Below are 21,487 nucleotides of genomic sequence, written 5' to 3'. Positions count from 1 at the left end.
TTTTCGATCGGTCCGATCCCGGACATCCCGTTCGTCCCGCGCGAAGTCGGGGGACGTACCGCAGGCGACCCGCATGGTGTTTCGCCTGCGCTCGACACGAACGGTCGGGGGCTCGGGCCGGGTCCGCCTACCCCGCGATCACCGCCCCGTCCGCGACATGGAAGCGCGTGGCCGCCCCCGGCACCGCCGCGAACAGCGCCGCCTCGGTGCCCGTCAGCCAGACCTGCCCGATCCCCGCCGCCCGCGCGAACAGCGCCGCGCGCCGATCGGGGTCGAGATGCGCCGCCACCTCGTCGAGCAGCAGCACCGGCGCGCGCCCGCTGCGGTCCGCCACCAGTTCGGCATGCGCCAGCACGAGGCCGAGCAGCAGCGCCTTCTGCTCGCCGGTCGAACAGCGCGCCGCCGCCTGCCCCCGGTCGCGATCGGCGACGATCAGGTCGGTGCGATGCGGCCCGCCGAGCGCCCGCCCCGCCGCCGCATCGCGCGCCCGCCCTTCGGCCAGTTCGCGCGCGAAGCGGGCGGCATCGCCCTGCCACCCCTCCAGCGCCAGCGCGGCGCGGGGAAATCCCGCCGCCGGTGCCGCCGCAATCCGCGCGTCGAGCGCAGCGACACAGGCCGCCCGCGCCGCCGCCATCGCCAGCCCATGCTCGACCATCCGCGCCTCCAGCGCCGCCAGCCAGTCGCGATCGGGCACGCCGTCCTCCGCCAGCAACCGGTTGCGCTGGCGCATCGCCGCGTCGTAGCGCGTCGCCTGCACGCCGTGCCCCGGATCGAGCGCCAGCGTCAGCCGGTCGAGGAAGCGCCGCCGCTCGCCCGCCGGTTCGACGAACAGCCGGTCCATCGCCGGGGTCAGCCACAGCACCGACAGCCGTTCGGCCAGCGCCGCCGCCGATGCGTTCGCGCCGTTGATCCGGACGATCCGCCGTTCGGGCGCATTCGGCAGCGTTCCGGTCGCCAGATCGATGTCGCCCTCCAGCGCGGCGGCGACGCCGAAGCCCCCCGCCCCGCCCTCGCGCGCCATGTCCGACAGCGCCGCCCGGCGCAGCCCGCGGCCCGGCGCCAGCAGCGACACCGCCTCCAGCAGATTGGTCTTGCCCGCGCCGTTCGGGCCGCTCAGCACCACGAAGCCCGGCCCCGGTTCGATCGTCGCCGCCGCATGGTTGCGGAAGTCGGTCAGGGTCAGGCGACGCAGCATCGCCCCGTCGTTAGTGTGTCGAACCGGATCATACCAATGTTATACGAACGAAACTTTCCGGGCCCCCGCGAATTGCACGTGTACTCATGCAACAGGACGTCCCGATGAACCGCTTCGCCTTTGTCGCCGCCGCCGCCTTCGCCGTCTCCGCGTGCGGCGCGCAGACGCCGCAGGAAAAGGCCGCCGCGCAGCTGCGCGACCAGGCCGATGCACAGGCCGACGCGATCGAGGCGGCGGCCGAGAACCAGACCGCGCAGATGAAGGTCGAGGCGGAAGGGCTGCTCAACCAGGCGGGCCAGGGCGGCGGCTATGATGCCGAGCGCCTCAAGGTCCGCGCCGATGCGATCAGGCAGGAGGCCAGGCTGGTCGAGCAACAGGCCGAAGCGCGCGCCAAGGCGGTCCGCGACGCGGGCGAGGCACAGGCGAGCGCGACGCTGGCGAAGTAACGCGGCCGCCCCGCCGTATCAGATTCCCGATATCCCCCGCGCGCGCAGCCTTGCCTGCGCGATCCGGTAGGCAACCGGTTCGGCGATCCCGAGCCGCCGGCGCGCATCGTCGAGCGGTTCGGCGAGCAGCGCCGCATAATCCTCGCGGTGCAGCCAGCGGGCGCGGCGGCCATGGCGGTATCCCTCCCACACCGCCCGCGCGAAATCGCGCTCCCCGGTCACGCGCAGCGACTTGACCGCCGCGCCCAGCGCGATCGCCGCCCAGCCCAGTCCGCCGGTCTGGGCATAGGAAAAGGCGACGAGGCAGGCCTCGCCCAGATGCTCCTCGGCGGTATAGCCGGTCAGGACGTGCCAGATGTCGTGCACGTCGCGCTCGCGCCGCCCGAACCAGGCGACGGGATGCTCGACCCGCTGCCAGCCCTCGCCGTCGGCGTAGCTGATGTCGGCCAGCCCCTGCGCCGAAAAGCCGGTGCGGTCGAGGAACGCGCGATAGTGGGCGCCGACGCTCCCCTCGGGCAGCGCGTCGAGCCATGCCCGGTCGGAGAAGCGGTCGGCCAGTTCCACCCGCTGATAGGCGATGCGCCCGCCGCCCGGCTCGGTCAGCAGCCGGGCATAGTTGCGGTGGCTGGTATCGGCGTTCAGCGCCCGCATGATGCGGAACACCTGCACCGTATCGTCGCCGTTCGCCAGCAGCCGCCGGAGCGCCGCCCATGCGGTGCGCCAGTCGCGCCGCATGGGCTGGATCGGTTCGGTTCCCTGCGCGTGGCTCGCCATGCCGCCCTCGTTACTTACAATGCTGTCAATGTGACAGCATCGCGGGCAGGCTTCAAGCGCCGTGGCGGTCGTGCAGATGCGCGCCGGACGGCGTCACCGGATCGGCGTCGACCAGTGCATCCTGCGGGTTCTTGCGGTTGTGGCGGACCGACGACCAGAAGGCGAGGCCGATCAGCGCCGCGCCGATCAGGCCGGTGATCGTCTCCGGAATATGGAAATGCGCCGACAGCAGCATGATCGCCGCCAACGCGACGATGGCATAGAAGGCCCCGTGTTCGAGGTAGCGATACTGGGTCAGCGTCCCGTGATCGACCAGCATGATCGTCATCGACCGCACGAACATCGCGCCGATGCCGAGGCCGAGCGCGATGATGAACAGGTTGTTCGACAGCGCGAAGGCCCCGATCACCCCGTCGAACGAGAAGCTGGCGTCGAGCACCTCGAGGTACAGGAACGACGCGAGGCCCGAACGCGCCGCCGCGCCGGTCACGGCATCGCCGTCGCCCTCCAGCACGGTGCCGAGGCCATGGACGATGATGAACACGACGAGGCCGAGCATGCCCGAGACGAGGAAGGTCAGCGCCTCGTCCGTCGTCAGCATCCGCGACACGCCGTAGAGTATCAGCAGGACGACGCCGACCGCCAGCCCGCTGATCTGCGACAGTCCGGCGATCGGCCGCTCGATCGGGCCGAGCCAGTGCACGTCCTTTTCGGGATCGAGGAAGAAATTGAGGCCGACCATCGCGAGGAACGCGCCGCCGAACCCGGCGATGCCGATATGCGCGCCGGTGATGATCTCCTGGTACCGCTCCGGATCGCCCGCCGCCAGCTTGACCGCCTCTACGGGTCCGACCTGCGCGGCGATGGCGACGATCGCCAGCGGGAACACGATCCGCATCCCGAACACCGCGATCAGCACGCCCCATGTCAGGAACCGCCGCCGCCACTTCGCATCCATGTCGCGCAGCACGGTGGCGTTGACCACCGCATTGTCGAACGACAGCGACACCTCCAGCACGCCGAGCACGGCGGTGATCCACAGGATGCCGAGCGTGCCGCCGACCGTCCCGGTCGATTCCCAGCCCAGCCACGCCGCCAGCGCGAGGCAGACGGCGGTGAACAGGAAGGATCCCTTGTAGTATTTCAGCAGCACCCGGCGTCCCCCATGGCGGTTACGGCCACGTCGCGGGCCTCACCTCTGCCGGACGCGCATAGCGACTGTCGCTCGACAGTCAAAGCTCAGCCGTTGCGGCGAACCATGGATTGCGCCTGTGCGATCGTCTCGCGGGAACCGGCCTGGCAATCGGCCATGATGACCGGATAGGACAGGTCGGTATTGCGCGTCAGCATCGCAGGCACCGCCGCCTGGCATTCGGCGACCGTGGCGAAGGTGGCGGGGGCGATGCGTTCGCGGGTGCAGGCGGCACCGTCGTCGCCGCAACCCAGGATCGCCATGACATAGACCAGCGGGGCCATATCGATCTCCTTGACAATTGCTTAATCCCCCGCGCGGCCGGTTGTTCCGACGAAGCGTTGCAAGCATGCGCCCGGCGCCCCAGATAGCGCTTGCAATGCGCCCCGAAACCCGTGTTCCTTCCGGCCCGACCCGGCCGATGCTCGCGACGCTGCGTCGCTTCCTCCCCTATCTCTGGCCGAAGGGCGCGACCGGCCTCAAGGTCCGCATCGTCGCCGCGATGCTGCTGGTGATCGCGTCGAAGGTGGTGCAGGTGCGCGGCGCGCCCTTCGCATTGCAGGGCGCGATCGACACGATGGCGGCGGGATCGCGCGACGCGCTGTGGCTGGTGGTCGCGCTGGTCGCGGGCTATGCCGCCGCGCGCTTCGCGGGCACGCTGTTCGACAACTTACGCAACGTCGTGTTCGAGCGCGTCGGGCAGGACGCGACCCGGCGGCTGGCGGCATCGGTGTTCCGCCACCTCCACGCGCTGTCGCTGCGCTTCCATCTGGAGCGGCGCACCGGGGCCGTCACCAAGGTCGTCGAGCGCGGGACCAAGAGCATCGACACGATGCTGTACTTCCTGCTGTTCAACATCGCGCCGACGATCCTCGAACTGGGGCTGGTGCTGTGGATCTTCGGCACGCGCTTCGGGGCGTGGCTGGTCGGCGGCACGGTGGCGATGGTGGTGGTCTATATCGGCTTCACCCGGATCGTCACCGACTGGCGGTCGTCCCTGCGCGAACGGATGAACGACCTCGATACCGGCGCGGTCGCGCACGCGGTCGATTCGCTGCTGAACTTCGAAACGGTCAAATATTTCGGGGCCGAGGCGCGCGAGGCGGCGCGCTACGACCGCGCGGTCGCCAGCTATGCCGATGCGGCGGTGAAGTCGGAGAATTCGCTGGCGCTGCTCAACATCGGGCAGGCGTTCATCACCGCGCTGATGCTGGGCGGCGGCATGGCGCTGGTGGTGTTCGGCTGGAACAGCGGGCGCTTCTCGCCCGGCGACGTGGTGCTGGTGTCGACGCTGCTGACGCAGCTGTTCCGCCCGCTCGACCTGCTCGGCATGGTCTATCGCACCGTGCGGCAGGGCGTGGTCGACATGGGCGCGATGTTCGACCTGATCGACACCCCCGCCGACGTGACCGACGCGCCCGGCGCCCCGCCGCTCGCCGTCACGCGCGGCACGGTGCGGTTCGAGGGCGTCGGCTTCGGCTATGGCGACGGGCGCGCGATCCTGAAGGGCATCGACCTCGAGATACCGGCGGGCACGACGCTGGCGGTGGTCGGGCCGTCGGGCGCGGGCAAGTCGACGCTCGCCCGGCTGCTGTTCCGCTTCTACGACCCCACCGCCGGGCGGATCACGATCGACGGACAGGATATCGCGGGCGTGACGCAGGCGTCGCTGCGCGCGGCGATCGGTATCGTGCCGCAGGATACGGTGCTGTTCAACGACACCATCGGCTACAACATCGCCTATGGCCGTGCCGACGCCACGCCCGACGATATCGCGGCGGCGGCGCGCGGTGCGGCGATCGCGCCGTTCATCGCCAGCCTGCCGGACGGCTATGACACCCGCGTCGGCGAGCGCGGGCTGAAGCTGTCGGGCGGCGAGAAGCAGCGGGTGGCGATCGCCCGTACCCTGCTCAAGAACCCGCCGGTGCTGATCCTCGACGAGGCGACCAGCGCGCTCGACAGCCGGACCGAGGCCGACATCCTCGCCACGCTGGAGGCGATCGAGCGCGGGCGCACCACGATCGTGATCGCGCACCGGCTGTCGACCGTGGTCCATGCCGACCGCATCGTCGTGCTGGAAGCGGGCCGGGTCGTGGAGAGCGGCTCGCATGCCGAACTGTTGCGATCGGGCGGCGTCTATGCCGAGATGTGGGCACGGCAGGCGGCGGAGCGCGAGGCGGCGCTCGTCGAGTAGATTCGGTTTCACGCGAAGGCGCGAAGACGCGAAGAGAAGAAGGAGGTTTTCGCGCGGAGGCGCGGAGGCGCAGAGAGCGAGTGCTTGCCGCGACAGCGGCTCTTCATCTCGTCGATGCTGGACAGGCGGCTTCGCCGGACAAACCGGTACCGCCCCACCATCTCTCCGCGCCTCCGCGCCTCCGCGCGAACCAATCCCTTCTTCGTGCCCTCGCGCCTTCGCGTGAAACCGACCTTCTTCTACCCAACCCACATCAACCCCGCCGGACCCTTCCCGCCCCCGAAGCGTAGCCCGCTGTGACGAAAAGGATTAGGCCGATGACGAACAAGCTGCGCAAGACCGCCGTCACCACCGCGCTGATCGGCGGGGTGCTGGTCGGCTGGACCGCGATCGCCGCCGTCGCCGCCGATGCGATGGTCCCGCCCGACGGACGCTTCGTCGACGTGCCGGGCGGGCGGCTGCATTATGTCGATACCGGCGGCGACGGGCCGGTGATCGTCATGCTCCACGGCCTCTACGGCCAGCTCCGCAACTTCTCGTACGCGCTGACCGCCGAGCTGGAGCGCGACCATCGCCTGATCCTGATCGACCGGCCCGGCTGGGGCCATTCGACCGTCGAGGGCACGCAGCCGCCGATCGAGGTGCAGGCGCGGATGATCGCCGATGCGATCGACGCGCTGGGGCTCGATCGCCCGCTGCTGGTCGGCCATTCGATGGGCGGCGCGGTCGCACTGGCGCTGGCGCTCGACCATCCCGCCAAGATCGGCGGCGTGGCGCTGATCGCCCCGCTGACCCGACCGCTGGCGGCGCTGCCCGCGGTGTTCACCGGCAAGGCTCCCCCTGCCCCCTTGCGCGCGCTGGCGGCATGGACGATCGCCACGCCGCTGTCGTCGCTGACCGGGCTGCTGGTGGCGAAGAAGATCTTCGCGCCCGATGCCGTACCGGGCGATTTCGGCACGCGCGGCGGCGGCATGGCGTCGCTGCGCCCGTCCGCCTATGAAGCGGGCGCGTTCGAGATCCACGCCGCCAACCCCTCGCTCGAGGCGATGGTCCCGCGCTACGGCGTCCTCGCGAAGCCGGTCGCGATCCTCTATGGCAGGGACGACAATCTCCTCGACCCGCTGCTCCACGGCGAGGCGACGGCGGCGGCGATCCCCGCCGCCACGCTCACCACCATTGCCGGCGGCCATATGCTGCCCGTGACCCATCCGGGCGAGGTCGCGCGCTGGCTGCGTCCGCTGGCGCGCTGACGATGCGGCGGCTGGTCGTCGCGGCGCTGCTGCTCGGCGGGTGCAATGCCTATGGCGACGGCATGGGCCATATCCTCAGCGGCACCGGCATCGCCGCGCGCGAGCCCGATTATGACGTGCCCTATGTCCCCACCCCCGATACGGTGGTCGACGCGATGCTCGGGCTGGCGGCGGTCAGGCCGGGGGAGACGCTGATCGACCTCGGCTCGGGTGACGGGCGCATCGTGCTCGCCGCCGCACGCGCCGGGGCCTTGGCAAGCGGGGTGGAGATCGACGCGACGCTGGTCGATCGCGCCCGCCGCAATGCCGCGCTGTACGGTCTGGGCGAGCGGGCACGCTTCACCCGTGCGAACCTGTTCGACGTGCCGCTAGGCCAGGCGGACGTGGTGACGATGTACCTGCTGCCGCGGATCAACCTCGCGCTGCGCCCGCGCCTGTTGACCGAACTGCGCCCCGGCACGCGGATCGTGACCCACGCGTTCGACATGGGCGAATGGCGCCCGGACGGCGAGCGGCTGGTCGGCGACCGGAGGGTGTATCTGTGGATCGTGCCCGCCGTCGCGGGCGGCGAATGGCGCGTGACGTTGCCGGGCGGGCGCGAGGCGATGCTGACGATCGACCAGCGCTTCCAGGACGTGACCGGCACGCTGGGCGGCGCGGCGGTGACGGGCAGCCTCAGCGGCAAGACGTTGCGGTTCACCGCGGGCGGACGCAGCTACGCTGGCACCGTCGGCGAGGCGGCGATCACCGGCGACGGCTGGCGCGCGGTGCGGGTGCGATAATCCACCCGACTGCCGCCGTCCGTTCGTGTCGAGCGAAGTCGAGACACCGGGCGCGACGCCTGCGGCACGTCCCTCGACTTCGCTCGGGACGAACGGTTCCCTTTCGGCCCGTCACACCCTAGGTGGGACCGCAATGGCGCCAGACCCGATCCCCGTCCTCCAATCGACCTTCGGCTTTCCCGACTTCCGCGGTGTCCAGCGGCAGGTGGTCGATCGCGTCCTGTCGGGCGCGCGCACGCTGGCGGTGATGCCGACCGGTGCGGGCAAGTCGCTGACCTATCAGCTTCCGGCGAAGATGCTGCCGGGCTGCTGCGTCGTCGTCTCGCCGCTGATCGCGCTGATGCACGACCAGCTGCGCGCGGCGACCGCCGTCGGCATCCGCGCCGCGACGCTCACCTCCGCCGACGACAATCGCGCCGAGACGCGCGGGCGCTTCCTCGACGGCGAGCTGGACCTGCTCTACGTCGCGCCCGAACGCGCGTCGGGCGGGGATTTCCGCGACCTGCTGGCGCGCGGGCAACTGTCGCTGTTCGCGATCGACGAGGCGCATTGCGTCAGCGAATGGGGCCATGACTTCCGGCCCGACTATCGCCTGCTGCGCCCGCTGCTCGACCAGTTTCCGGACGTGCCGCGCCTCGCGCTGACCGCCACCGCCGATGCCCATACCCGCGCCGACATCCTCGAACAGCTGGGCATCCCCCACGACGGGCTGATCGTCGCGGGGTTCGACCGGCCCAACATCCGCTATCACATCGCACCGCGCGACCAGACGACGCGGCAGATCGCCGACGTGATCGCCGCCACGCCCGGCCCCGGCATCGTCTATGTCCAGTCGCGCGCAGGGACCGAGAAGCTGGCCGAGTCGCTGGCGAAGACCGGCCGCCCGGTGCGGGTCTATCACGCCGGGCTCGACCCCGCCGTGCGCCAGCGCAACCAGCACGACTTCGTCGCGTCCGAAGACATGGTGATGGTCGCGACCATCGCCTTCGGCATGGGGATCGACAAGCCCGACGTGCGCTTCGTCGCGCATGCCGGACTGCCGAAATCGATCGAGGCCTATTATCAGGAGACCGGGCGCGCGGGGCGCGACGGCGATCCGGCGGTGGCGCATCTGTTCTGGGGCGCCGAGGATTTCGCCCGCGCCCGCCAGCGTATCGGCGAGGTCGAGCCTGCCCGCCAAGGCGGCGAGCGCCAGCGGCTCAACGCGCTGGGCGCGCTGGTCGAGACGGCGGGGTGCCGCCGCGCCATCCTGCTGCGCCATTTCGGCGAGCATCCGCCCGAACAGTGCGGCAATTGCGACAACTGCCTCAACCCGCCGAACGCGATCGACGCGACCGAGGTGGCGCGCAAGTATCTGTCGGCGGTGTTCCGCACCGGCATGATGTTCGGCGCGACCTATATCGAGCAGGTGCTGACCGGCCAGTCGACCGAGCGCAGCCTGATGAACGGGCATGAGAAGCTGTCCGTCTGGAACATCGTCGACGGCGACGACGTGCGGCTGCTCAAGCCCGTGGGCCGCGCGCTGCAACTGCGCGACGCGCTGCGCGCCAACGACCATGGCGGGCTGGAGTTCGGCCCCGCCGCCCGCCCGCTGCTGAAGGGCGAGGCGACGCTCTCGCTGATCGTGCCGCCCAAGCGCGAACGCCGCCGCCGGGGCGATGTGGTGCCCAACCCGACCGGCGACCCGCTGTTCGAGGCGCTGCGCGCGAAACGCCGCGAGCTGGCGCAGGAAGCGGGCGTGCCGCCCTATGTCATCTTCCACGATTCGGTGCTGCGCGACATGGCGAGCGACCGCCCGCAGACCATCGGCGGCATGCGCCGCATCACCGGCGTGGGCGAGAAGAAGCTGGAAGCCTATGGCGAGGCGTTCCTGGGCGTAATCAGGCAACACTAAGCGCCTCCCCGGCACGGGGAGGGGGACCATCCGCAGGATGGTGGAAGGGGCGTGCCGCGATGGCTGCCGTGGCGTGTGCCGCCAACCCCCTCCACCACCGCTTCGCGGCGGTCCCCCTCCCCGTACCGGGGAGGATTTGCGCTGCCTATTCCTGCGCGCTACATCCCGCGCCATGGATATCCGCCGCATCGACGACCGCATCTCGGTCAGCCCGCAGATCACCGCCGACGACATGGGCCTGCTCAAGGCACAGGGCTTCACGACCATCGTCAACAACCGTCCGGACGGTGAGGAGGCAGGCCAGCCCGGCGGTGATGCGATCGCCGAAGCGGCGGCGGCGGCGGGTCTCGCCTATCACGCGATCCCGATCACCCATGCCGGGTTCAGCCATCCGCAGCTCGATGCGATGGCGGCGGTGCTGGCGGACGCCGACGGGCCGATCCTCGCCTATTGCCGCTCGGGCACGCGCTCGTGCAACCTGTGGGCGCTGGCCTCGGCCAAGCAGGGCGGCGACCCCGCCGAGCTTGCCGACAAGGCTGCGGGTGCGGGCTATGACCTGTCGGGCATGCGTCCGACGCTGGAGGCGCTGGCCGCGCGATAGGCGCTGTTCCGGTCGATCCCGACCATCCGGTTCCGTTCGTCCCGAGCGAAGTCGAGGGACGGGCGGCAGGCGTCGCGCGGGGTGTCTCGACTGTGCTCGACACGGACGGTCGACGGGATGGAGCGCGGCAGCCCCAACCCGCGCCGGATTCCGGACGCCCCTCGTTAACCAATGTTCAACACCATGTCCGCTAATCAAACCTCCGTACCAACAGGGGTTTGGCACATGGGGCAGAGTCTGAAGGCCGCGCACGGCGGCATCGCGCAGTTCGCCGACGAAGGGTCGGCGTGGTTGGACCTCGGCATCCGCTATTCGAGCGGCGGCGGCGGGACCGGCATCGACCTCGTCGAGGCGCATAAATGGTTCAACCTCGCCGCGATGCTCGGGCTCGACGCCGCCCAGGCATGGCGCAGCGAGATCGCCGCCGACATGACCGCCGCACAGATCGCCGCCGCGCAAAAGGCCGCGCGGGCATTCCTCGCGAGCGGCGCTCGGGCGCACTGACGCGCGCTGATACCATCTGATCCGCTCACGCGGATGCGGTTCCAGCCCGCTCCCCCACCCGGCCACCCACACGGTATCCTTGATGGGTGGCCGGGTGGGGGAGCGGGCTGGAACCGCCCTGATCCGGCTTCACCGGATCAGCCGATACACCCCCTACCGCAGCACGAAGCGCACCGTCACGTTCGCGGTGAGTTCCTGTTCGCCGGGCGCGATCGGGGTCGATTCGTCGCGCTGCACCGCGACGCGCGCCATCATCATCGGCATCACCGGCGGCGGCGCGCCCGCCCCGCCCTCGGTGATCGACAGGATGCGATCGACGCGCAGCCCGGCTGCCCGCGCATAGAGATCGGCCCGGGCGCGTGCCCGGCGGATCGCATCGGTCCGCGCCTCGTCCAGCGCGGCGTCGGCGGCGTCGACCGACAGGGTCGGCCCGTCGATCTGGTTCGCCCCCTGCGTGACCAGCGCATCGAGGATCGCGCCGCTCTTCGCAACCTCCCGGAAGCGGACCGACACGCTGTTGCTCGCCTGATAGCCGGTGATCGCGGGCGGCTGATTTTCGGCATAGCGATATTGCGGCTGCAACTGGATCTGCGCGGTCTGCAGGTCGCGGTCGGCCACGCCCGCGCGGCGCAGCGCGGCGACGACGCGGGTCATGCGCTGCGCATTGTCCGACAGCGCGGCGGCGGCGGTCGCCGCCTGCGACACCACGCCCGCGCGGATCGTCGCGATGTCGGGCGTCCGGGTCGCCTTGCCCTCCGCGCTCACCTCCAGCAGCGTGGCATCGGCGGGCCATGTCGCCACGGGCGGCATCACGCTCTGCGCAGCGGCGGGCAGCGCGGTACCGATCGCGGCCAGGATCAAGGCGTTACGGAGCATCGGCAGTTCCTTCGTGTCGGCAGGATAAGGGAAAAGGTCGTTACGCGACCGCGCCACAACGTGCGCTGAACGCAATCGATGCCGCCCTTGTCGTTCTTATCGAAAAACGCGATGGTGCGCTTGAGATCGGTGCTATATTCGGATAATACAGCCCGGAACATGCAGGGGGCTGCGGCCAGCGGGATGGGTGGGATGAACTACGAATCGACGACGATCACGGGGGAACGCCCGCTGCTGGAGGGGCCGGAGCGGCCGCGCTCGCGCCGCCGGGCGGTGATCGTGGGCATCGTCGTGGTGCTGCTGGTGGCGATCGGCGCATGGTGGGCGTTCGGCAAGGGCAAGGCCGACGGCGCCGCCGCCAAGGGCGCCGCGCCCGCCGCCGCGCCCGCCGGATCGCTGCCGAAGGTCACGGTGGTGGTGCCGGGCCGCGAGACGGTGACGCGCAACGTCACCGGCACCGGATCGCTCGCCGCCCGGCGCGAGATGCCGGTCGGCGTCGTCGGCGAAGGCGGGCTCGTCACCCGCGTGCTGGTGGAGCCGGGCAGCTGGGTCGGCGCGGGTCAGGTGCTGGCCACCGTCGACCGGTCGGTGCAGGCGCAGACCGCCGAATCGCTCGCGGCGCAGGTGCGGGTGGCCCGCGCCGATGCGCAGATCGCGCAGACCGAACTCGACCGCTCGAACCAGCTCGTCGGGCGCGGCTTCGTGTCCAAGGCCGATCTCGACCGCAAGACCGCGACCCGCGATTCGGCGGCGGCGCGCGTCCGCGTGGCCGAGGCGCAGCTGGCCGAGACGCAGGCGCGCAACCGCCGCCTCGACATCCGCGCACCCGCGGCCGGCCTCGTCCTCACCCGCGCGGTCGAGCCGGGGCAGGTGGTCGGCGGGGCCAGCGGCGTGCTGTTCCGCATCGCGATGGGCGGGCAGATGGAAATGCGCGCGCAGCTGTCCGAAGCCGACCTCGCCACCGTGCGCACGGGCGTTCCGGCGGAAGTCACGCCCGTAGGCGGCACCCGCGTGTTCAAGGGCGAGGTGTGGCAGGTGTCGCCGGTGATCGATCCGCAGACGCGGCAGGGCATCGCCCGCATCGCGCTGAAGTATGATCCCGCGCTGCGCCCCGGCGGCTTCGCCAGCGCGCGGATCGGGGCGGGTGCCGCCACCGCGCCGCTGCTGCCCGAATCGGCGGTGCTGAGCGACGACAAGGGCAGCTATGTCTATGTCATCGACGCGCAGGACAAGGCGGTGCGCCGCGACGTGCGCGTGGCCGAGGTGTCGGACGAAGGCGCGCTGATCGCCTCCGGCCTGATCGGCGACGAGCGTGTGGTCGCCAGCGCGGGTGCGTTCCTCAACCCGGGGCAGCAGGTGGTGCCGGTGCGCGCCGCCGCCCCGTCCGCCCAAGCTTCCACTCGCAAGGAATAGCGCGATGGGTTTCCGCAACATCTCGGCATGGTCGATCCGCAACCCGGTGCCGCCGCTGGTGCTGTTCCTCGCGCTCACGCTCGCGGGGATCGTCAGCTTCCTGCGGATGGACGTGAACCAGGACCCCGACATCGAGTTCCCGGTCGCGATCGTCGTCATCAGCCAGCCGGGCGCCGCGCCCACCGAACTGGAGACGCAGGTCACGCAGCGCGTCGAGGCGGCGGTGCGCTCGCTCCAGGGGATCGACCAGATCGAATCGACGGTGAACGAGGGCAGCTCGACCACCGTCGTCCAGCTCGACATCGGCACGCCGATCGACCGCGCGGTCAACGACGTGCGCGAGGCGGTGAACCAGATCCGCGGCGAACTGCCCGACGGCATTCTCGAACCGCAGGTCTATCGCGCCAACACGACCGACAAGGATCTGGCGTCGTGGACCGCGATCGCGGACGACATGACGGCGGAACAGCTCAGCTGGTACGTCGACAACACCGTCGCCAAGGAACTGTTGGCCGTCGAGGGCATGGCGACCGTCGAGCGTGTCGGCGGCGTCGATCGCGAGATTCGCGTGACGCTCGATCCCGCGCGGTTGCAGGCGCAGGGGCTGACCGCGAGTCAGGTCAATCAGGCGCTGCGGCAGGTCAATCTGAACGCGGCGGGCGGCAAGGCGGAGATCGCCGGTTCACAGCAATCGGTGCGCGTGCTGGGCAACGCCGCCACCGCCTATGCCCTCAGCCAGACGCAGGTGCCGGTCGGCGGCGGGCGTTCGGTGCGGCTGGCCGACATCGCCGACGTGCGCGACGCCTATGCCGAACCCACCAGCCGCGCCGAATATAACGGCCGCCCGGTGCTGGCGTTCGACATCAAGCGTGCGAAGGGCGCGTCGGACGTGACCGTGTTCCACGAGGCGGAAAAGCGCCTCGCCGACCTCCAGAAGCGCAACCCGCAGGTCCGCTTCGCGCTGCTGTCCAATTCGGTCAAGTTCACCGAGATCCAGTATCATTCGGCCATCTCGGCGATGGTCGAGGGCGCGATCCTCGCGATCGTCGTCGTGTTCCTGTTCCTGCGCGACTGGCGCGCCACGCTGATCTCGGCGCTGGCGATCCCGCTGTCGGCGATCCCCGCCTTCTGGTTCATGGACATGATGGGGTTCACCCTCAACCAGATGACGCTGCTCGCGCTCAGCCTGGTCGCGGGCGTGCTGGTCGACGACGCGATCGTCGAGATCGAGAATATCGTGCGCCACATGCGGATGGGCAAATCCGCCTATCAGGCATCGATCGACGCGGCGGACGAGATCGGCATCGCGGTGCTGGCGACGACGATGGCGATCGTCGCGGTGTTCCTGCCGGTGGGCATGATGCCGGGGATCGCGGGCCAGTTCTTCAAGAACTTCGGCTTCACCGTCGTCGTCTCGGTGCTGATGAGCCTTGCGGTCGCGCGGCTCATCACCCCGATGATCGCCGCCTATTTCCTGAAGGCGCACGGCCACGCCACGCACGGCGAGGGCTGGCTGATGGACCGCTACATGGACGTGCTGCGCTGGACGCTCAGGCATCGCTGGGCGCCGGTCGTCGGCGGCATCGCCGCACTGGCGCTGACCGTCGTGATGTTCATGGTCCTGCCGCAGACGTTCCAGCCGCCGCAGGACCGCGACCGCGTGACCGCCAGCGTCGAGATGGTGCCGGGCACCACGCTCGAACAGACCGCCGTGGTGGTCAAGCGCGTCGAGAACCTGTTGCGCGCCCAGCCGCTGGTCAAGACGGTCTATTCGTCCTCCTATGCCGGCAACGGCCGCGTCACCGCCGAGCTGATCGAGAAGCCGACCTTCGGCATGCGGGTGCGCCACAAGCTGGGGCTGATGGACGATGCCAGCTTCGACAAGCTGCGCTCGACCAAGAGCGTCGAGTTCGAGCGCAGCCTCGCGCCCGAGCTGGCGTCGATCCCCGATGCGCGGGTGTCGTTCCGGTCGCAGTTCGGCTGGGGCGGCTCCAGCCGCGACCTGTCGGTGACGCTGGGCGGCGACGATCCGGTCAAGCTGAACCAGACCGCGAACCAGCTGGTCAAGGAGATGGAGAAACTGCCGATGGTGGTTGCCCCGCGCGTGTCGGGCGACCTGCAACGGCCGGAGATCATCATCCGTCCGCGCAGCGACCTCGCCGCCAGCCTCGGCGTGACCACCGCCGCGCTGTCGGGCGCGATCCGCATCGCGACGCTGGGCGACATCGACCAGAACAGCGCGCGCTTCTCGCTGAGCGACCGGCAGATTCCGATCCGCGTCGCCCTCTCGCGCGACGCCCGCTCGCGGCTGTCGACGATCCAGAACCTGCCGGTGCCGACCGCTTCCGGCGGATCGGTGCCGCTGTCGGTCGTCGCCGACATCGGCTTCGGCGCGGGGCCCACCAAGATCGACCGGATCAACCAGCAGCGCCGCCTCGTCGTCGGTGCCGACCTTGCGCCGGGCGTCGTCTCCGGCGTGGCGATGAAGGCGATCCACGACCTGCCGACCATGAAGAACCTGCCGATCGGCGTCGTCGAACTGACCGTCGGCCAGGCCAAGTGGCAGGCGGAGATGATCCAGAACTTCATCGTCGCGGTGATCTCGGGCATCTTCCTCGTCTTCGGCGTGCTGGTGCTGCTCTACAAGCGGGTGATGCCGCCGTTCGTGAACATGGGATCGCTGCTGCTGGCACCGCTGGGCGGGCTGCTGGCGCTGTGGGTGACGGGCAACCCGATCTCGATGCCGGTGTATATCGGGCTGCTGATGCTGCTCGGCATCGTCGCCAAGAACTCGATCCTGCTCATCGACTTCGCGCTGGAGGAGATGGAGAAGGGCGTCGAGAAACAGGCCGCGATCCTCGATGCCGGGCACAAGCGCGCGCAGCCGATCGTGATGACCACGGTGGCGATGGTCGCGGGCATGGTGCCGACCGCGCTGGCGCTGTCGGGCGATGCCTCGTCGCGTGCGCCGATGGGGATCACCGTGATCGGCGGGCTGACCATCTCGACGCTGCTGACGCTGCTGATCGTGCCGGGCGCGTTCAGCCTCGCGGTCGGCTTCGAGCGCTGGATCGGGCCGCGGCTGTCCCGGCGGCTGCTGACCTATCGCCCCGGCGACGGCGACGACGTGCTGGCGATCGACCACCAGCCCGGCGGTCGCTTGGCCCAGGACGATCGGCCGAAGGGCCTGCCCGCGGCGGAGTGATCCGTACGACGCTGACAAGTTCGGGCGCGGCATTGAACCAAAGCCGCGCTCGAACTTTGTTACGGCGATGCCACGATCCGTCGGCGTCGTCCGCGGGGGCGATGCGGTTCCTCCTCAATTGCGCCGGATGCGGCGTGTCGCCACCGCGCTGCTGGTGGCGATGGCCGCGCTGTTCCTCCTCTCGCGCTCCCAGCAGGGCGGGCATCCGGCATGGGGCTTCGTCCAGGCATTCGCCGAGGCGGCGATGGTCGGCGGCCTGGCGGACTGGTTCGCCGTCACCGCGCTGTTCCGCCATCCCCTCGGCCTGCCCGTCCCCCATACCGCGATCATCCCGCGCAACAAGGACCGGATCGGCGACACGCTGGCGACGTTCCTCCGCGACAATTTCCTGACCGCGCGGGTCGTCACCCGCCGGATGCAGCGGATCGACGTGGCGGGCGCCGCCGGGCGCTGGCTGTCCGATCCGGCGCGGCGCGGCGGGCGGCTGCGGCGCGGTGCCTCGCGCCTCGCGGTCAACATGCTGGAAGCGCTCGACCCCGAACAGTTCGGGACGATGGTGCGCGGCGCGCTCGCCAACCGCCTGCGCCAGAGCGCGGTCGCGCCGATGCTCGGGCGCACCCTCACCACGCTGATCGCCGACGATCGCCACCTGCCGCTGATCGACGCAGGTGTGCGCTGGACCGCCAAGACGCTGGACGCCAACGAGGAACTGGTCCGCGACATGATCCGCAAGCGCGCCGGATCGGTACTGCGCTGGACCGGGCTGGACGAGACGCTGGCCAATTCGGTGCTGAACGGCCTGCGCAAGATGCTGGACGAGGTGGCGGCGGACCCGGCGCACCCCTTGCGCGCCAAGGCGAACGAGGGGCTGGCGCTGCTCGCCCACGACCTGCAACATTCGCCCGAGATGCAGGCGAAGGTCGAACGGCTGAAGGCCGACCTGCTCGCCAATCCGGCGGTGGCACAGTGGTGGATGGGGGTGTGGGAACGCATCCGCGCCACGCTGCTCGCCCATGCGCGCGACCCCGACCGGGCGCTGGCCGGGCCGGTGGGCGAAGCGATGCGGCAACTGGGCGCGACGCTGGAGGCCGATCCGGCGCTCCGGGCCAAGGTCAACCGCTTCGCCCGGCGCGCGGTGGTGGGCGCGGTGGCGGATTACGGCGATGCGATCGTCCGGCTGGTGTCGGACACGGTGCGCGGCTGGGATGCCGCCACCATCACGCTGCGGCTGGAGAATGCGGTCGGGCGCGACCTGCAATATATCCGCATCAACGGCACACTGGTCGGCGGGCTGGTCGGCCTTGCCATCCATGTCGTGGACGTATGGCTGTGAAGAAGGGGTTCCCGCCGGTCGTGTCGTCGCGCACGCCATGCCCCGCGCACACTCCCCTCCCTGAAAGGGAGGGGCTGGGGGCGGGTCGGCCCACGAGGAAACGCCGCACTCGCCACCAGCCTACCCACCCCCGCCCCCTCCCTTCCAGGGAGGGGAGAAGACGATCAGCGACGCCAGTCGAGCACCGGCCAGCCGCGCTTCCTGGCCAGCGCCTTCAGCGGCGGGTGCGCGTTGACCGGAAACGGCTCGTCCGCCCAGTCGAACACTGGCGCGTCGGACACATGGTCGCTGTAGAAGCGCACCCCCACGTCGCCGCGCGCGATGCCGCGGTCGGCCACCCACGCCTCGATCGCGCGCAGCTTGGCCGCGCCGTAGCAATTCTCGCCATGGATGCGCGAGAGGATGTGCCCGCCCTCGCCCGCCATGCTCTCGGTCGCGATCACCGCGTCGAAGCCGAGCAGATCGGCGATCTCCTGCGCATAGAAGCGGTAGGACGCGGTCGCGAGCACCAGCATCCGCCCCTCGGCCCGGTCGGCGGCGATGCGTTCGCGTGCCCCGTCGAGCAGCCCGGTCGCGACCGTCGCCTGCGCGAATCGGCGCGCGGTGTCGGCCAGCCGCTCGCCCGCGACCGCACGGCCCAGCACGACGCGCTGGGTCATCTCCTTCAACCGGTCGCGCCCGTAGAGTTTCAGCGCATAGCCGACCACCGCCGCCCCCGCGATCGGCAGCAGCAGCAGCGCGGCACGCCCCCGATCGCGCGCGGCATGGCGCAGGAACGGGGTCCAGGTCGCGACCCGGGTGATGGTCTTGTCCATGTCGTAGATGGCGAGATCGGGATGGGACATGGAACGCGCGCGTATCATCTTGCCGCGTCGCCGCAAATCGCCGATGGATGGATGTGATGAGCGCTTCCGCCGATTTCTCGCACGTCCGGTCCGATGGCGGGCAGGTGCTCCGCTTCACCGGCAATCTGTCGCTGAGTTCGATCGGCGACCTGCCCGACCGGCTGGGCGCGATCCGCGAGCCGGTGCACCGCATCGACCTGTCGGGGATCGACCGGATCGATACGGTCGGCGCGTGGGTGATCCACCGCTTCGCCCGCGACCGCGACGTCACGATCGAGGGGCTGAACCCCGACAGCCGGCACCTGTTCGATCAGGTCGCCGCCGCCGACGATCCGGTCGTGCGCAAGGACAAGGCGGTCAGCCCGCCGATCCGCGTGCTGGAGGAGATCGGCGAGGCGGTGTCGGGCAGCGGCAGGCAGCTGCTCGGGCTGCTGGGATTCATGGGCGCGACCGTCCTCGCCTTCGGCAATGTCGTGCGCCATCCGCGCCGCTTCCGCTTCAACGCGACGGTGCAGCGCTTCGAGGTGGTCGGCGTATCCGCGCTCGGCATCATCGGGCTGATGAGCTTCCTGATCGGCATGGTCATCGCGCAGCAGGGCGCGGTGCAGCTCAGGCAATTCGGCGCGGAGGTGTTCACGATCAACCTGATCGGTCGCCTCACCTTTCGCGAGCTGGGCGTGCTGATGACCGCGATCATGGTCGCCGGGCGATCGGGATCGGCGTTCGCGGCGCAGCTCGGCACGATGAAGCTGACCGAGGAGATCGACGCGATGCGCACCATCGGCGTGTCGCCGATGGAGGCGCTGGTGCTGCCGCGCGTCATCGCCGCGATCGTGATGATGCTGCTGCTCGGCTTCTATGCCTCGATCATCGCCATCATCGGCGGCGGGCTTTTGAGCTGGGCGCAGCTCGGCATCCCGCCGATCACCTTCGTGACGCGCATCCGCGAGGTGGTGCCGATCACCGACCTGTACATCGGCCTCATCAAGGCGCCGGTGTTCGGCGCGATCATCGGCATGGCGGGGTGCTTCCACGGCATGCAGGTGGAGAGCGACGCCGAACAGGTCGGCAGCCGCACGACCGCGGCGGTGGTGCAGGCGATCTTCCTCGTGATCGTACTGGACGCCTTTTTCGCGATCTTCTTCGCCTGGATCGGATGGATATGAGCGACCACGACTCCATCATCCGCGTCCGCGGCCTCACGAACCAGTTCGGCGATCAGGTCATCCACGAGGGGCTGGACCTCGACGTGCGGCGCGGCGAGATCCTCGGCGTCGTCGGCGGATCGGGCACCGGCAAGTCGGTGCTGATGCGCTCGATCATCGGGCTTCAGACCCCGGCGGCGGGCGAGATCGAGGTGTTCGGCGAGAACACCATCGGCCGCGAGGAGACGGAGGCGGTCGAGATCCGCAAGAAATGGGGCGTGCTGTTCCAGGGCGGCGCGCTGTTCTCGACGCTGACCGTCGCCGAGAATGTGCAGGTCCCGATCAAGGAATTCTACCCGAAGCTCAGCCCCGCGCTGCTGGAGGAGATCGCCGGCTACAAGGTCGTGATGACCGGCCTGCCCGCCAACGCCGGGCCGAAATATCCGAGCGAGCTGTCGGGCGGCATGAAGAAGCGCGCGGGGCTGGCGCGCGCGCTGGCGCTCGATCCGCAGCTGCTGTTCCTCGACGAGCCGACCGCCGGGCTGGACCCGATCGGTGCGGCGGCGTTCGACGATCTCACCGCCTCGCTCCAGAAGACGCTGGGGCTGACGGTGTTCCTCATCACCCACGACCTCGACACGCTGCACGCCATCTGTGACCGGGTGGCGGTGCTGGCGGACAAAAAGGTCATCGCGGTCGGCACGATCGCGGAACTGCTCGCGCTGGATCACCCGTGGATCCAGGAATATTTCAACGGACCCCGCGGTCGCGCCGCCACCGATGCACAGGATCGCATCGCCGCGCGCGAACGTTCCGACGCTGACGGCACGCAGCCGGCACCGTCCCAAGCCCAGAGGCGCTGATGGAAACCCGGTCGAACCATGTCCTCGTCGGCGCCGTGGTGCTGATCCTGCTCGCCATGCTGGCGCTGTTCACCGTGTGGCTCGCACGGGTCGGCGGCGGCAGCGAGAAGGAATATGACGTCTTCTTCAAACAGGCGGTCGACGGCCTTGCCAAGGGGTCGCCGGTGTCCTTCTCGGGCGTGCCCTCGGGCCAGGTCGAGGATATCGCGCTGTGGCCCAAGGACCCGCAATTCGTGCGGGTGCGGATCAAGGTGAAGGAGGAGACGCCGGTCCTGCTCGGCACCACCGCGACGATCGTCGGCAGCTTCACCGGCGTGTCGACGATCACGCTGGACGGCGCGGTCAAGGGCGCGCCGCCGATCCGGTGCCCGGAGGTCAATCCGCAGGAAAGCTGCCCGATGGGCGTGCCGGTGATCCCGCCCAAGGCGGGCGGCGTGGCCGCGCTGCTCAGTTCCGCGCCGCAGCTGCTCGAACGGGTGACGACGCTGACCGAACGGCTGGCCGACATGCTGTCGGATCGCAACCAGGCGTCGATCGCCGCGATCCTCGACAACACCAACCGCCTGACCGACGCGCTGGCCGATCGGGGGCCGGAGATCGCCGCGACGCTGGCCGAGACGCGGATCGCGATCCAGCGTGCCGGGATCGCATCGCAGCAGATCGGCGAGCTGGCCGCGACCACGAACGGCGTGCTGGCCAACGACATCCAGCCGACGATCCAGCAGCTCAACCGCACCATCGCCAGCGCGCAGAAGAGCGCCGACACGCTCAATGCCGCGATCGGCGACGCGCAGCCGGGGCTGAAGGCGTTCAGCAAGCAGACCGTGCCGCAGGTCAACCAGCTGGTCGGCGACCTGCGCGCGATGACGAGCGCACTCGCCTCGGTCGCGGAAAAGGTCGATCAGGGCGGGGCAGGCGCATTGGTCGGCAGTCCCAAGCTGCCCGACTACAAGCCCCAGAAATAATGGCCGAAGA

At 70.1% G+C, this 21,487-nt stretch carries 19 protein-coding genes; 13 read left to right on the top strand and 6 right to left on the bottom strand.

The features are described from left to right. Window positions 1–127 precede the first annotated feature (127 nt). The gene (gene recF, locus ABLE43_RS05915; protein WP_348977554.1) at window positions 128–1,195 is read right to left on the bottom strand and encodes a DNA replication/repair protein RecF; all 1,068 of its coding nucleotides are present in this window, start codon (window positions 1,193–1,195) and stop codon (window positions 128–130) included. Window positions 1,196–1,299: 104 nt separating this feature from the next. Between recF and ABLE43_RS05910 the strand changes: the two genes are divergently transcribed. After that, window positions 1,300–1,641, top strand: a complete 342-nt coding sequence (locus tag ABLE43_RS05910) for a hypothetical protein (protein WP_348977553.1) — start codon at window positions 1,300–1,302, stop codon at window positions 1,639–1,641. 18 nt (window positions 1,642–1,659) lie between these two features. Here ABLE43_RS05910 and ABLE43_RS05905 read toward each other — a convergent pair whose 3' ends face one another. The 3 genes from ABLE43_RS05905 to ABLE43_RS05895 form a co-directional block, all read right to left on the bottom strand. Then, window positions 1,660–2,415, bottom strand: a complete 756-nt coding sequence (locus tag ABLE43_RS05905) for a Coq4 family protein (protein ID WP_348977552.1) — start codon at window positions 2,413–2,415, stop codon at window positions 1,660–1,662. A gap of 52 nt (window positions 2,416–2,467) precedes the next feature. Beyond that, window positions 2,468–3,565: a DUF475 domain-containing protein gene (locus ABLE43_RS05900; protein ID WP_348977696.1), complete on the bottom strand. Its 1,098-nt coding sequence runs from the start codon at window positions 3,563–3,565 to the stop codon at window positions 2,468–2,470. A gap of 89 nt (window positions 3,566–3,654) precedes the next feature. Then, entirely contained in the window at window positions 3,655–3,891 is a 237-nt protein-coding gene (locus ABLE43_RS05895; protein WP_348977551.1) for a hypothetical protein, read from the bottom strand. Window positions 3,892–3,986: 95 nt separating this feature from the next. On the opposite strand from ABLE43_RS05895, the gene ABLE43_RS05890 reads away from it, so the two are divergent. The 6 genes from ABLE43_RS05890 (at window position 3,987) to ABLE43_RS05865 (ending at window position 10,832) form a co-directional block, all read left to right on the top strand. Beyond that, window positions 3,987–5,801, top strand: a complete 1,815-nt coding sequence (locus tag ABLE43_RS05890) for an ABCB family ABC transporter ATP-binding protein/permease (protein WP_348977550.1) — start codon at window positions 3,987–3,989, stop codon at window positions 5,799–5,801. A 317-nt stretch (window positions 5,802–6,118) separates the two neighbouring features. Continuing rightward, window positions 6,119–7,051, top strand: coding sequence for an alpha/beta fold hydrolase (locus ABLE43_RS05885; RefSeq protein ID WP_348977549.1), 933 nt, complete (start codon window positions 6,119–6,121; stop codon window positions 7,049–7,051). 2 nt (window positions 7,052–7,053) lie between these two features. Then, window positions 7,054–7,833: a class I SAM-dependent methyltransferase gene (locus ABLE43_RS05880; RefSeq protein WP_348977548.1), complete on the top strand. Its 780-nt coding sequence runs from the start codon at window positions 7,054–7,056 to the stop codon at window positions 7,831–7,833. Between the two features lie 133 nt (window positions 7,834–7,966). Then, window positions 7,967–9,727: a DNA helicase RecQ gene (recQ, locus tag ABLE43_RS05875; RefSeq protein WP_348977547.1), complete on the top strand. Its 1,761-nt coding sequence runs from the start codon at window positions 7,967–7,969 to the stop codon at window positions 9,725–9,727. A 172-nt stretch (window positions 9,728–9,899) separates the two neighbouring features. Beyond that, entirely contained in the window at window positions 9,900–10,328 is a 429-nt protein-coding gene (locus ABLE43_RS05870; RefSeq protein ID WP_348977546.1) for a protein tyrosine phosphatase family protein, read from the top strand. A gap of 225 nt (window positions 10,329–10,553) precedes the next feature. Further along, window positions 10,554–10,832, top strand: coding sequence for a hypothetical protein (locus ABLE43_RS05865; RefSeq protein WP_348977545.1), 279 nt, complete (start codon window positions 10,554–10,556; stop codon window positions 10,830–10,832). Between the two features lie 153 nt (window positions 10,833–10,985). Here ABLE43_RS05865 and ABLE43_RS05860 read toward each other — a convergent pair whose 3' ends face one another. Continuing rightward, window positions 10,986–11,708, bottom strand: coding sequence for an SIMPL domain-containing protein (locus tag ABLE43_RS05860; protein WP_348977544.1), 723 nt, complete (start codon window positions 11,706–11,708; stop codon window positions 10,986–10,988). Window positions 11,709–11,900: 192 nt separating this feature from the next. On the opposite strand from ABLE43_RS05860, the gene ABLE43_RS05855 reads away from it, so the two are divergent. The 3 genes from ABLE43_RS05855 to ABLE43_RS05845 all read left to right on the top strand — a co-directional run bounded on the left by ABLE43_RS05855 (window position 11,901) and on the right by ABLE43_RS05845 (window position 17,659). After that, window positions 11,901–13,121 (top strand): efflux RND transporter periplasmic adaptor subunit, encoded by a 1,221-nt coding sequence (locus ABLE43_RS05855; protein WP_348977543.1) that lies wholly within the window; start codon window positions 11,901–11,903, stop codon window positions 13,119–13,121. A 4-nt stretch (window positions 13,122–13,125) separates the two neighbouring features. Continuing rightward, window positions 13,126–16,326, top strand: a complete 3,201-nt coding sequence (locus ABLE43_RS05850; RefSeq protein ID WP_348977542.1) for an efflux RND transporter permease subunit — start codon at window positions 13,126–13,128, stop codon at window positions 16,324–16,326. Window positions 16,327–16,393: 67 nt separating this feature from the next. Continuing rightward, window positions 16,394–17,659 (top strand): DUF445 domain-containing protein, encoded by a 1,266-nt coding sequence (locus ABLE43_RS05845; RefSeq protein ID WP_348977541.1) that lies wholly within the window; start codon window positions 16,394–16,396, stop codon window positions 17,657–17,659. A 164-nt stretch (window positions 17,660–17,823) separates the two neighbouring features. Here the strand turns inward: ABLE43_RS05845 and ABLE43_RS05840 are convergent, their stop codons facing one another. Beyond that, window positions 17,824–18,504, bottom strand: coding sequence for an HAD family hydrolase (locus ABLE43_RS05840; protein ID WP_348977540.1), 681 nt, complete (start codon window positions 18,502–18,504; stop codon window positions 17,824–17,826). A 56-nt stretch (window positions 18,505–18,560) separates the two neighbouring features. On the opposite strand from ABLE43_RS05840, the gene ABLE43_RS05835 reads away from it, so the two are divergent. Genes ABLE43_RS05835 through ABLE43_RS05825 form a run of 3 tightly spaced genes read left to right on the top strand, consistent with a single transcriptional unit; the run spans window position 18,561 to window position 21,477 of the window. Continuing rightward, window positions 18,561–19,670 (top strand): ABC transporter permease, encoded by a 1,110-nt coding sequence (locus ABLE43_RS05835; protein ID WP_348977539.1) that lies wholly within the window; start codon window positions 18,561–18,563, stop codon window positions 19,668–19,670. Further along, window positions 19,661–20,512, top strand: coding sequence for an ABC transporter ATP-binding protein (locus tag ABLE43_RS05830; RefSeq protein ID WP_425475232.1), 852 nt, complete (start codon window positions 19,661–19,663; stop codon window positions 20,510–20,512). Before ABLE43_RS05835 ends, ABLE43_RS05830 begins: the two co-directional genes overlap by 10 nt. Then, window positions 20,512–21,477 carry an MlaD family protein gene (locus ABLE43_RS05825; RefSeq protein WP_348977537.1) on the top strand — a complete coding sequence of 322 codons (966 nt, stop codon included), beginning with the start codon at window positions 20,512–20,514 and terminating at the stop codon, window positions 21,475–21,477. The genes ABLE43_RS05830 and ABLE43_RS05825 overlap by 1 nt, the downstream gene beginning before the upstream one ends. Window positions 21,478–21,487 lie beyond the last annotated feature (10 nt).

Origin of the sequence: Sphingomonas silueang (genome assembly GCF_040049155.1) — a bacterium.
Lineage (GTDB): Bacteria > Pseudomonadota > Alphaproteobacteria > Sphingomonadales > Sphingomonadaceae > Sphingomonas > Sphingomonas silueang.
The sequence above is the reverse complement of the archived record's forward strand: the minus strand, read 5'-3'. Positions and strand labels throughout refer to the sequence as shown.

Excerpts from the sequence above, each read along its gene's own strand:
- ABLE43_RS05865 (WP_348977545.1), top strand. The coding sequence starts at position 10,554 with ATGGGGCAGAGTCTGAAGGCCGCGCACGGCGGCATCGCGCAGTTCGCC.
- ABLE43_RS05890 (WP_348977550.1), top strand. The coding sequence starts at position 3,987 with ATGCGCCCCGAAACCCGTGTTCCTTCCGGCCCGACCCGGCCGATGCTC.
- ABLE43_RS05910 (WP_348977553.1), top strand. The coding sequence starts at position 1,300 with ATGAACCGCTTCGCCTTTGTCGCCGCCGCCGCCTTCGCCGTCTCCGCG.
- ABLE43_RS05855 (WP_348977543.1), top strand. The coding sequence starts at position 11,901 with ATGAACTACGAATCGACGACGATCACGGGGGAACGCCCGCTGCTGGAG.
- recF (WP_348977554.1), bottom strand. The coding sequence starts at position 1,195 with ATGCTGCGTCGCCTGACCCTGACCGACTTCCGCAACCATGCGGCGGCG.
- ABLE43_RS05905 (WP_348977552.1), bottom strand. The coding sequence starts at position 2,415 with ATGGCGAGCCACGCGCAGGGAACCGAACCGATCCAGCCCATGCGGCGC.
- ABLE43_RS05870 (WP_348977546.1), top strand. The coding sequence starts at position 9,900 with ATGGATATCCGCCGCATCGACGACCGCATCTCGGTCAGCCCGCAGATC.
- ABLE43_RS05885 (WP_348977549.1), top strand. The coding sequence starts at position 6,119 with ATGACGAACAAGCTGCGCAAGACCGCCGTCACCACCGCGCTGATCGGC.
- ABLE43_RS05845 (WP_348977541.1), top strand. The coding sequence starts at position 16,394 with ATGCCACGATCCGTCGGCGTCGTCCGCGGGGGCGATGCGGTTCCTCCT.
- ABLE43_RS05825 (WP_348977537.1), top strand. The coding sequence starts at position 20,512 with ATGGAAACCCGGTCGAACCATGTCCTCGTCGGCGCCGTGGTGCTGATC.
- ABLE43_RS05895 (WP_348977551.1), bottom strand. The coding sequence starts at position 3,891 with ATGGCCCCGCTGGTCTATGTCATGGCGATCCTGGGTTGCGGCGACGAC.
- ABLE43_RS05840 (WP_348977540.1), bottom strand. The coding sequence starts at position 18,504 with ATGTCCCATCCCGATCTCGCCATCTACGACATGGACAAGACCATCACC.
- ABLE43_RS05835 (WP_348977539.1), top strand. The coding sequence starts at position 18,561 with ATGAGCGCTTCCGCCGATTTCTCGCACGTCCGGTCCGATGGCGGGCAG.
- ABLE43_RS05850 (WP_348977542.1), top strand. The coding sequence starts at position 13,126 with ATGGGTTTCCGCAACATCTCGGCATGGTCGATCCGCAACCCGGTGCCG.
- ABLE43_RS05860 (WP_348977544.1), bottom strand. The coding sequence starts at position 11,708 with ATGCTCCGTAACGCCTTGATCCTGGCCGCGATCGGTACCGCGCTGCCC.
- ABLE43_RS05830 (WP_425475232.1), top strand. The coding sequence starts at position 19,661 with ATGGATATGAGCGACCACGACTCCATCATCCGCGTCCGCGGCCTCACG.
- ABLE43_RS05880 (WP_348977548.1), top strand. The coding sequence starts at position 7,054 with ATGCGGCGGCTGGTCGTCGCGGCGCTGCTGCTCGGCGGGTGCAATGCC.
- recQ (WP_348977547.1), top strand. The coding sequence starts at position 7,967 with ATGGCGCCAGACCCGATCCCCGTCCTCCAATCGACCTTCGGCTTTCCC.